Consider the following 6,425-nt stretch of genomic DNA (forward strand, 5'->3'; position numbering starts at 1 on the left):
GGCTCACTTTCCCAGCTCGATCGATCGCAGCCGCGCTGCCTCGACTGCCTCAGTAAGCAGGTTGGTTAGCCTGTCCTGGTCCATCAGCACGCCAAGCGCGGCTGCGGTCGTGCCATTGGGGCTGGTGACCTGCTGGCGCAGCACGCCTGGCTCCTCGCCGCTTTCGGCGGCGAGCGAGGCAGCGCCGTAGACGGTCTGCATGGCGAGCAGCTTGGCGGTTGCCGTCGGCAGGCCAGCCTTCTCGGCGGCCACGGTCAGTGCTTCGATGAAATGGAAAATGTAGGCCGGCCCCGATCCGGACACGGCGGTCACCGCATCCATCAGACCCTCGTCGTCAATGGTGGCCACTTCGCCACTCGACGACAAAAGGTCGGCAACGAAACGATTGGTGTCGTCGGAGACCAGTCGGTTGGAGAACACCACCATCATGCCCTTGCCGATGGCAGCGGGCGTGTTGGGCATGCAGCGCACAACCGGTGCACGGCTGCCCAGGATTTCTTCGAAAGTGGCGGCCGGTGTCCCGGCAGCGATGCTGACGAAGGTGGTGCGGCCGTCGCCGAAGCGCTTGTAGGCGGCCGTCACGTCTCGGATCACTTGCGGCTTCACCGCGATGACGACGAGATCGGGAACGGCATCGGCTGGAATGCCGCCGGCATCGGCTGATGTGCCGCAGCCCAGCACCGCCGCTCGATTGCGCAGGTCGGCATTGGGCTCGACCACGAAGACCGCCGATGGTTGAAGCTTGCCGGATTTCAGCCAGCCCGAGAGCATGGCGTAACCCATATTGCCGCAGCCGGCGAGAACGAGCCTGATCGTCATGGAACCCTCCGAAGGAAGGCCTTCACATAGACGCTCGCGGTTCGGTGGGGAAGCCCCGTCAGGACGGACGAGAAGACCGCTAGCCGCGATCGGGATCGCGCACTGCCATGGGCCGCAGCGACACCTGTCTCAGCCCAAGCACGCCGAGCACGAACAACAGCCAGACCGGGTCGCCGCGATGGAAGAAGAAGCTTTCGAGGAAGGCGTTGAGCGCCGTGAACAGCACCACCATCATGAAGAAGTCGCCGAGATAGATGTTTTCCTTGCGAAGCGGGATACGCATGTAGTCGCGCAGCGGCGCGATGAGGAAGGTGTAGACCGCGACGCAAAGTGCTGGAATGCCCATAAGTACGGCGATGTCGAGATAGCCGTCATGGCCGTGCACGATGGTTCTGATGTCCCACGGTCGGTCGAAGGGCTGGTCCTGGTTGAGCAGCAGCGGCGTGCCCCAGAAGCTTTCATAGCCGTAGCCGGTCCATGGTCTCTTCGCCAGCATACTGCCGGCGAACTCCCACAGCGTCGTGCGCCCGGTATAGGTGAGGTCGGGGAAATAGATCGCCGCCAGATGCTTCACCGGCGGCAGGAAGACGATGCCGAGCGTGCCGACCGCCGTGCCGATCATCGCCAGCGCAAACAGGACCGGCGTGCCGAGCCGCATGCCCATCAAGCTCGGAAACATGACGATCAGGATCGAGAACGGCACGAGGCCCGCTGTCGTCTTGGAGCCGGTGTGCAGCATGAAGATCATTGCCGCGCAGAAGATCGCCGCCCCCCAACGCCGCTGCCCGCGCCGATAGAGGTACAGGCCGGCGAAACTGAAACAGGCCATGATCGGGCCGGCGATGTTCTTGTGGGTGAACACGCCGCGCCACAGGCCGGCATGTTCGGGCTCCTGCGAGTCGGCGGTGTGCATGGCTTCGTGCGGAAAGACGATGAGGCCGAAATAGGACAGGCCCATGACCACGACGGCGGTGAAGATGATGACCTTTGAGAAAGCCTCGGCGTCGCGCGGCAAGACCAGGATCGTCGCCATCGTCAAAATGCCGATCAGCGTGAACGAGGCGGCACGCATCGCCGTGGGCGGGTCGGTTGCCAGCACCACCGACAGGAAAAAGAAGCCGAGCATCAGCACCCAGGACGGGCTGAGCAGCGAGCGCACCACGCGCGGATCGGCGAAAGCCATCAGCGAGAAGATCGACATGGCGCCAAGCGAGCCGAAGCCAAGCTGGTTGACGATGTCGCCACCTTCGCCGGTCAGTTCGGCGCCGGCCGGCTGGAACGGCCGGAAGGACACCATGATGACGGTGAACAGCAGTGCTGCGATCGCGGTCGCCACGCCTTCGCGCGTGAACGCGGCGCTGAGCGGCGCGCGCTCAGTTTTTCTCAGGCTGGCGGTATTGCTCATTGGCATATCCGAATTCGGCCAGCACGCGGCCCAGCGCCACATGGACGGGATAGATGGCGATCGCCGGCGATCCTGTCCGCGCCAGCCGGAGCATGCCGCGAAACGGCGAGGCGGCAAGCAGCGCCAGGCTCTTCAGCAATACCATGGCGCCGGCCAGCGGCGTGCCGGCGCGTTTCTTCTTTTCGACCAGTGTCGAGATCACGCCGTTGCGCAGGCTGCGGGCACGGATCCAGTCGGCCTCGATACGCCGGGCCGGAACGGTTTCATGCACTTGTCCCTCGGCGCACCAGCCCAGCACGAAGCCTCTCTGTGCGGACCGGCTGAGGAAATCCGAATCGCCGCCGCCCATGAAGTTGAATTTCAGATCGAGAAAGGGCGGACCCATGGCGATCAGTACGTTGCGTCCGACCAAGAGATTACCGGACGAATAGAGCGCCGGCACGCGGCCGGTTTGCCGGTAGGGCGGCGCGAACACCGGATGCTCTGCCCATTTCGCATGGGCGGGGTCGGCAAAGTCGGGCACCTGCGGACCGCCGACGATATCGGCGCCGAGCGTTTCGGCTGCTCCGCACATCCGTTCCAGCCAGTGCGGATCGGCGATCTCGTCATCGTCGATGACCAGCAGATGCCTGAAGTTGGGGAATTGCAGGATCGCAGTCTGCCAGCCGGCATTGTAGGCGCTGCAATTGCCGCGCTGATGGGCGATGATGACCAGACCTGAAATCTCGCCGCGCTCGAACAGCGGCACCGCCGCCCTGGCGCCGGCATGCGCTTCGGCTTCATTTTCCATGACGATGACGGCAAAGCGCCGGCCGGTTTGCTGCGCACGCAGCGACGCCAGCGTTTCCAGCACCTGCTCGGGCCGCTTGAAGGTCGGCAAGGTGACGACGACTTCGACAGCCTCGACGTCAAGCCGGGGCGAGCGCCCCGCGATCGATACCGAACTGTCCGATGGCAAAGGGATCATCTGTGTCCAGCCACATGGTGAGTTGGGTTCTGGTAGCACCACGGTGATAAGGTTTCGTTAATCACCTTGCACGGAGAAGCCTGCCAGGCAGCGGCTTTCGCTCGTCGATTGTGCGCGCTTAATCAAGGGTTCACCGCACTTTGCTACCGGCTACACCACAGGATAGGTGAGATGCATCTGCTGTTCGCCACATCGATCGTGCCCGACGGCGCTCTTGCCTCGGGCTATGAGATAGCCAACGCTGCAATCATCGCTGCTTTGCGGCGCGCTGGCGCGCGCGTCACCGTCATCGGCTTCACCTGGCCGGGAAAACCCGCAGACGATCCCGAAAACACCGTGGTTCTGGGTGCGATCGACGTGCGCACGGACAATGCCTCTGCACGACAAAAGCTGGCCTGGGTCGGCAAGGCGCTGCTCTCGGGCCTCACCTTCGCCTCGGTCAAGTTGCGCGCAGTGCCCGACAGCGACGTTCTCGCTGCGGTCGCACGCGCCGGTCCGTTCGACGGCTGTGTGTTGAATTCCGTGCAGTTCGCCGGCGCCTTCGAAAAGCTGTTCGCCGACCAGCCCTCGATCTTCGTCGCCCACAATGTCGAGCATCTTTCGGCGCAGGAGAATGCCGCTGCCGCCGGCAGCCTCTTCCAGCGCCTGCTGTTTCGCCGCGAGGCGAAGTTGCTCGAGACCTTGGAAGAGCGTCTCTGCCGCCGCGCGCGCTTCATCTTCACGCTGGCCGAGGAAGACCGCGCTGCACTCGGTGTCGCCTCCGACGACCGCTCGGCGGTGCTGCCTTTGGTGACGGGAGCGCAGGCGCCGACCGAGGAAGCTTTGCGCCGCATCGACTGCGAGGCAGCGCTGATCGGCACCTGGACCTGGCAGCCGAACCGTATCGGCCTGGACTGGTTCCTGGCAAAGGTGGTGCCGCATCTGCGGCCCGGTTTCCGCATCCGCATCGCCGGCAGCATGCCTTCGGGCGTCACGTCGAAGCATCCCGGTGTCGAATTCGTCGGCCGTGTGCCGGATGCGCAAGCTTTCGTGCGCAGTGCTGCCGTCATCCCGCTGATCAGCACCGCCGGCAGCGGCGTCCAGTTGAAGACCATCGAGACCTTCGAACTCGGCCTGCCCTCCGTCGCCACCAGCCGCTCGCTGCGCGGCATCGATCATCGCCCGGCCAATTGCGTCGTCACCGACGATCCGGCTGATTTTGCCCGGGCCCTGGAGGCCGCGGCAGCTGTCATCCACGATGTCGACGGCAGCGCTTTCCGTCGGTCGCAGGTCAGGGCGCTCGATGCCGCCATCCGGCTCGGCCTCGAAAAGCTCGGGCCGGTCAGGCAGGAGGCGTTTGCATGAACATGCATGCCGTCCGCACCCCGTCGGGGCTCGACACCTCGAAGACGATCCTCGGTATCCCGGTGCTCGCCATCCGCTGGAACGATGCGGTCGGCCTGCTGAACCGCCTGATTGCCGAGCGGCGCTTCACCAAGGTCAGTTTCCTCAACGCCCACAACGCCAACCTCGCCTCCACGGACTCGGTCTTTGCCGACGCGCTCGATGATTTCCTCATCCTGCCCGACGGCATCGGTGTCGATCTGGCGGCGAAACTTCTTTATGGGGCGCCGTTTCCGGACAATCTCAACGGCACCGATTTCGTCCCCGCCTTCCTGCAGGCCTCGACGACGCCCCTGACGGTCGGGCTGCTCGGCGCGACGCGCGTCAATGCCGAAGCTGCGTCGGCCAAGCTTGCAGCACTTGCTGTGCAGCACAGCTTCGTGGTCATCCATGACGGCTATTTCTCGCCTGCCGAGGAGGCGGGAATAGTCGATCGGATCGAAGAATTGCGGCCGGACGTGCTGCTCGTCGCCATGGGCGTGCCGCGCCAGGAATTGTGGATCGCACGCCATATCGACGCGCGTCACTGCACGCTGCCGATCGCCGTCGGCGCATTGCTCGATTTCCTCAGCGGCGCGGTGCCGCGGGCGCCCTTGTGGATGCGCCGGCTGCGGCTCGAATGGCTGTTTCGGTTGGCCGTCGAACCCGGTCGCTTGTGGCGCCGCTACGTGGTCGGCAATCCCTTGTTCCTGTTGCGCGTTGTCAGGCAGAAACTCTTGCGCACACCGGAAGCTGCGGGAGACATCCATTGAACAGCCGGTTCGTCCCAGGCGCCGCGATCGAGCCAAGCTCGCTTCGGCAGGTACCGACGGCGGCAATAGTGACGGCAAGCTATGCGCCGGATTTCGAGCGTTGCCGGCTGTTATGCGAAACGCTTGACCGCCACGTTTCGGGCGCGGCGCACCACTATATCCTTGTCGAACATCGCGATATCAAGCTTTTCCGTCAGTTGGAGAACGGCCGTCGCAGCATCGTCGATGAGCGGGAATTGCTGCCGCGTTGGCTGCATGCCTTCGATGATCCGCTCAGCCTGTTTCGCCGGCGTGTCTGGCTCAGCCTGAAGACGCAGCCGTTGCGCGGCTGGCACGTGCAGCAATTGCGCCGTATCGCGATCGCCGCGCACGCCAGCGAAGACGTCCTGATCTTCTGCGATTCCGACGTCGCCTTCCTCAAACCTTTCGACTGCGGCGCCTGCTGGCGCGAGGGCAAGGCGCGGCTGTTCCGCCGCGACGGGGTGCTGGCGGACGAGGGGCATGAGGAGCATCGTATCTGGTCGCGCAACGCCGGTGCGGCACTCGGTATCGACCCCTCCCGGACATCGGTCCATGACTATATCTCGACGCTGATCGCGTGGCGGCGTGACACCGTGCTGGCCATGTGCGGCGAGATCGAGAAGGTCCATGCGCGTGGCTGGGTCGAGGTTGTCGGCTCGGCGCGCAAGTTCTCCGAATGCATGATCTACGGCCGCTATGTCGACGATCTGCTGGAGGGTGCCGGCCACTTCCATGCTTCGGAGGAGTTCTGCCGCGTCCACTGGACCGGGCAAGCGCTGTCGGACGACGAGTTCCGCCGCTTCGTCGCCGCCATGGCGCCGGAGCAGGTGGCAATCGGCATGCAGTCTTTCATAGGCACCGATATCGGCCGCATCCGCCGTCTGATCGGGCTCAACTAAAGGCCGGATCCTGAAAGCGGGCCGGGTTTCCGTCCGCAATTGCGTCAAAGCTGGGGAGATAGGGTGGTTCTGCGTTTCTGTGAAGGGTGAACCGCCCTAAGGCTTGTTGAGATTCAGGATTCCGCCTGAGATTGGATTGTGATTCAAGCTTTGGATGGAACGATTCGTGCTGACGGACG

7 protein-coding genes are annotated in these 6,425 nt (G+C 64.1%); 3 read left to right on the forward strand and 4 right to left on the reverse strand.

The annotated features are described in order from the left end of the window. Nucleotides 1-3: 3 nt before the first annotated feature. The 3 genes from proC to AC07FD_RS23670 all read right to left on the reverse strand — a co-directional run bounded on the left by proC (nt 4) and on the right by AC07FD_RS23670 (nt 3,191). Complete coding sequence (gene proC / locus AC07FD_RS23660) at nt 4-819, reverse strand: pyrroline-5-carboxylate reductase (protein WP_478351795.1); 816 nt, start codon at nt 817-819, stop codon at nt 4-6. A 79-nt stretch (nt 820-898) separates the two neighbouring features. Further along, nucleotides 899-2,224 (reverse strand): O-antigen ligase family protein, encoded by a 1,326-nt coding sequence (locus AC07FD_RS23665; protein ID WP_478351796.1) that lies wholly within the window; start codon nt 2,222-2,224, stop codon nt 899-901. Continuing rightward, nucleotides 2,193-3,191, reverse strand: a complete 999-nt coding sequence (locus AC07FD_RS23670) for a glycosyltransferase family 2 protein (RefSeq protein ID WP_478351797.1) — start codon at nt 3,189-3,191, stop codon at nt 2,193-2,195. Before AC07FD_RS23670 ends, AC07FD_RS23665 begins: the two co-directional genes overlap by 32 nt. A 171-nt stretch (nt 3,192-3,362) precedes the next feature. Here AC07FD_RS23670 and AC07FD_RS23675 point away from each other — a divergent pair, with 171 nt between their 5' ends. The 3 genes from AC07FD_RS23675 to AC07FD_RS23685 are packed head-to-tail and all read left to right on the forward strand — an operon-like array spanning nt 3,363 to nt 6,246. Continuing rightward, nucleotides 3,363-4,535: a glycosyltransferase family 4 protein gene (locus AC07FD_RS23675; protein WP_478351798.1), complete on the forward strand. Its 1,173-nt coding sequence runs from the start codon at nt 3,363-3,365 to the stop codon at nt 4,533-4,535. Continuing rightward, nucleotides 4,532-5,326: a WecB/TagA/CpsF family glycosyltransferase gene (locus AC07FD_RS23680; protein ID WP_478351799.1), complete on the forward strand. Its 795-nt coding sequence runs from the start codon at nt 4,532-4,534 to the stop codon at nt 5,324-5,326. Before AC07FD_RS23675 ends, AC07FD_RS23680 begins: the two co-directional genes overlap by 4 nt. Next, nucleotides 5,323-6,246 carry a DUF6492 family protein gene (locus AC07FD_RS23685; RefSeq protein ID WP_478351800.1) on the forward strand — a complete coding sequence of 308 codons (924 nt, stop codon included), beginning with the start codon at nt 5,323-5,325 and terminating at the stop codon, nt 6,244-6,246. Before AC07FD_RS23680 ends, AC07FD_RS23685 begins: the two co-directional genes overlap by 4 nt. On the opposite strand, the gene AC07FD_RS23690 is transcribed toward AC07FD_RS23685, so the two are convergent. Beyond that, on the reverse strand, nt 6,239-6,425 hold a 187-nt coding region (locus AC07FD_RS23690; RefSeq protein WP_478351801.1), incomplete at its 5' end, for a hypothetical protein. The genes AC07FD_RS23685 and AC07FD_RS23690 overlap by 8 nt on opposite strands.

The organism is Mesorhizobium waitakense (genome assembly GCF_056431085.1).